The sequence below is a fragment of the Azospirillum formosense genome (assembly GCF_013340925.1).
Classification (GTDB): domain Bacteria; phylum Pseudomonadota; class Alphaproteobacteria; order Azospirillales; family Azospirillaceae; genus Azospirillum; species Azospirillum formosense.
The window spans coordinates 1-4,072 of record NZ_WHOR01000388.1; the positions used below are offsets into that span (position 1 = coordinate 1).

The 4,072-nt window shown below is 70.8% G+C and carries 1 protein-coding gene; it reads right to left on the minus strand.

Annotation, left to right across the window (positions count from 1 at the left end):
* A partial coding sequence (locus GBZ26_RS27860; protein WP_425599368.1) for a beta strand repeat-containing protein occupies positions 1–4,072 on the minus strand: 4,072 nt, incomplete at both ends.

The window sequence follows — 4,072 nt, forward strand, 5'->3', positions numbered from 1 at the left end:
GCCGCCCACCGCCGCGTTGAACTGCGTGGCGCCGCTGCCGTTGATGGCCAGCGCCTGGGCGCCGTTCACCGTGCCGTTGAAGGTCACCGCACCGCTGCCGGCGTTGACCGTGGCGGCCCCCGCCAGCGTCACCGGGCCTTCGACGGTGAAGGCGCCGTTGCCGGTGGCGTAGGTGCCGATCAGGCTGGTTTCCCCGCCGTAGCTCTGCGCGCCCGTCGTGGTCACGTCGACGAGGCTGGTGTAGCCCGCGCCGGTGGTCAGGCTGGCCAGAGCCGTCGTGCCGCCCACCGCCGCGTTGAACACCATCGCCCCGGTCGAGATCACCGTCAGGTCCTGGGCGCCGTTGACCGTCCCGTTGAAGGTGATCGTGCCGAAGCCCGCGTCCACCAGCGTCGTCCCGGCCAGCGTCGTCTCGCCGTTGAAGGCGATCGGGCTGTTGAGCGAGTTGTAGGCGCCGTCGAGCGTCGTGGTGGCGCCGTGGGTCTGGGCGCCCGTGGTGGTGACGCTCAGGAGATTGACCGTGGCGCCCGCGTTGGTGGTCAGGCTGGCGAGCGCCGTCGTGCCGCCCACCGCCGCGTTGAACTGCGTCGTGCCCGTCCCGGCGATGGTCAGCGCCTGGGCGCCGTTCACCGTGCCGTTGAAGGTGGCCGTTCCGGCGTTCACCGTCGTCGCCCCGGCCAGCGTGGTCGCCGCGTTGGCGGTGACCGTGCCGCCCGTGTAGGTGCCGTCCAGCGTCACCGCGTTGTTGTAGGTCTGCGCCCCCGTCGTCGTCACCGACTTCAGGCTGGCACTGCCGCTGTCGGTGGTCAGGCTGGCCAGGGCCGTCGTGCCGCCCACCGCGCCGTTGAACGCCGTCGTGCCCTTGTTGTTGACCGCCAGGGCGTAGGCGCCGTCCACCGTGCTGCCGAACAGCACGCTCGACCCGCCGTACACCATCGTTGCCCCGGCCAGCGTCGCCGCACCGTTGGCGGAGAAAGCACCGCCGGCGCTGTAGAGACCGTTCAGGGTGACCGCGTCGTTGTAGGTCTGCACGCCGGTGGTGACCACGTTGCGCAAGCTCGTCGTCCCGCCGGCGTCGGTGGTCAGGCTGGCCAGGGCCGTCGTGCCGCCCACCGTGCTGGTGAACTGCGTCGCGCCCTTGCTGTTGATGACCAGGGCCTGGGCACCGTCCACCGTGCCGGCGAACATCACCGCCCCGCCGTTCACCGTCGTGTCGCCGGCCAGCGTCGCCGCACCGTTGGCGGTGAAGGCGCCGCTCCCGGTGGTGTAGATGCCGTTCAGCGTCACCGCGTCGTTGTAGGTCTGGGCCCCCGTGGTGGTGACGTTGCGCAAGCTGCTGGTGCCGGTGGCGTCGGTGGTCAGGCTGGCCAGGGCCGTCGTGCCGCCCACCGCGCCGGTGAACTGCGTCGCGCCCTTGCTGTTGATGACCAGGGCCTGGGCACCGTCCACCGTACCGGCGAACAGCACGCTCGACCCGCCGTTCACCGTCGTATTGCCGGCCAGCGTCGCCGCACCGTTGGCGGTGAAGGCCCCACTGCCGGTGGCGTAGGTGCCGTTCAGGATGACCGCGTCGTTGTAGGTCTGTGCACCCGTGGTGGTGACGTTGCGCAGGCTGCTAGTGCCGGTGGCGTCGGTGGTCAGGCTGGCCAGGGCCGTCGTGCCGCCCACCGTACCGGTGAACTGCGTCGTGCTCTTGTTGTTGACCGCAAGGGCGTAGGCGCCGTCCACCGTGCCGCTGAACAGCACGCTCGCCCCGCCGTTCACCGTCGTGTCGCCGGCCAGCGTCACCGCACCGCTGGCGGTGAAGGCGCCGTTGGTGGTGGTGTAGGTGCCGTTGAGGGTGGTGGCGGCGCCGTGGGTCTGGGCGCCCGTGGTGGTGACGTTCAGGAGATTGACCGTGGCGCCCGCGTTGGTGGTCAGGCTGGCGAGCGCCGTCGTGCCGCCCACCGCCGCGTTGAACTGCGTCGTGCCCGTCCCGGCGATGGTCAGCGCCTGGGCGCCGTTCACCGCGCCGTTGAAGATGGCCGTCCCGGCGTTCACCGTCGTCGCCCCGGCCAGCGTGGTCGCCGCGTTGGCGGTGACCGTGCCGCCCGTGTAGGTGCCGTCCAGCGTCACCGCGTCGTTGTAGGTCTGCGCACCCGTCGTCGTCACCGACTTCAGGCTGCTGGTGCCGGTGGCGTCGGTGGTCAGGCTGGCCAGGGCAGCCGTGCCGCCCACCGTGCCGGTGAACTGCGTCGCGGCCTTGCTGTTGACCGCCAGGGCGTAGGCGCCGTCCACCGTGCCGGCGAACAGCACGCTCGACCCGCCATTGACCGTCGTGTCGCCGGCCAGCGTCGCCGCACCGTTGGCGGTGAAGGCCCCGCTGCCGGTGGTGTAGGTGCCGTTCAGCGTCACCGCGTCGTTGTAGGTCTGCGCACCCGTGGTGAAGACGTTCCACAGGCTCGTGGTGCCCCCGGCGTCGGTCGCCAGGCTGGCCAGGGCCGTCGTGCCGCCCACCGTGCCGTTGAACTGCGTCGCGGCCTTGCTGTTGACCGCCAGGGCGTAGGCGCCGTTCACCGTGCCGGCGAACAGCACGCTCGACCCGCCGTTCACCGTCGTGTCGCCGGCCAGCGTCGCCGCACCGTTGGCGGTGAAGGCCCCGCTGCCGGTGGTGTAGGTGCCGTTCAGCGTCACCGCGTCGTTGTAGGTCTGCGCGCCGTTGGTTGTCACCGACTTCAGGCTGCTGGAGCCGGCGGCGTCCGTGGTCAGGCTCATCAGCGCCGTCGTGCCGCCCACTGCGCCGTTGAACTGCGCCATGCCCTGATTGTTGACCGCCAGGGTATAGGCGCCGTCCACCGTGCTCATGAACACGACGCTCGACGTGCCGTCCACCGTCGTATTGCCGCCCAGCGTCACCGCGCCGATGGCCGCAAAGACCGCACCGGTGGTGTAGGTGCCATCCAGCGTCACCGTGCCGCTGTAGATCTGGGCGCCGGTGGTCGTCACCGACTTCACGCTGGCCGTCCCGCCGGCGTCGATGGTCAGGGACGTCAGCGCCGTCGTGCCGCCCACCGCGCCGGTGAACTGGGTGGCGCCGCTGCTGGTGATCACGAGTGAGTTGGCCCCGTTCACCGTGCCGCTGAACAGAACGTTTCCGCTGCCCGAGTTCACCGTGGTGCCGCCCGCCAGCGTCGTCGCGCCGATGGCCGTGAAGGCGCCGTTTCCAGTGGCGTAGGCGCCTTGGAGGCTGGTCGCGCCGGTGTAGGTCTGCGCACCCGACGTCGTCACGTCGCGCAGGCCGATGGTCCCCGCGGTGACCGTCAGATAGGCCAAGTTGCTGGCCGCCCCGCCCAGCGTCATCGCGCCCTGCACGGCGAACAGGGTCGCCCCGTATCCACCGCCGTTCAGCGTGCCGCTCACCGACAGGTCGCCGCCGGTCGCGCTCACCATGCGGTTGGCACCGGACAGGGTCAGGTTCCCGGTGACGGTCACCGACTTGCCGGACAGCGTGCCGCCCAGCGTGGTGTCGCCGGTGTAGGTTTGCGTGCCCGTGCTGGAGACGTTGCCCAGGGTGACGCTGGTGCCCTGCACCGTCACGCTGGCCCGGGTGGCGTCCGGACCGACGCTGTACACCGCCCTGGTCAAGGACACCGCACCGCCCGTGGAGATCACGGAGATGGTGCCGCTGTTTCCGGCGTTGATGCCGGTGGTGGCGTTGCTGTCGGTGATGGCGCCGCTGGCGGTGACGGCGATGTCGCCGTCGGTGGTGGCGAGATTGCCCAGGTTGAAGCTGGTGCCGGCCAGATAGATTCCGCCCGTCCCGGTCACCATCGCCGAGATGTTGGCGATGGTGCTGGTGAAGGCGGCGCTGCTGGTCCCGATCCCGGTGTTGGAGGTCAGGTTCAGCGCGCCGCCGGTCAGGTTGGTGCCGAGGCCGGTCAGCAGGCTTCCGCCCGCCGCCGTCAGGTTGATGGTCCCGGTCGGCCCCGCGTTGACCGTGCCGACCGTCAGGTCGCCGGTCGTCGCGGTCAGGCTGACCGTGCCGACGCCGGTCACCGAGGGCTGGCTCTTATAAACATCTGACCCTGCGACG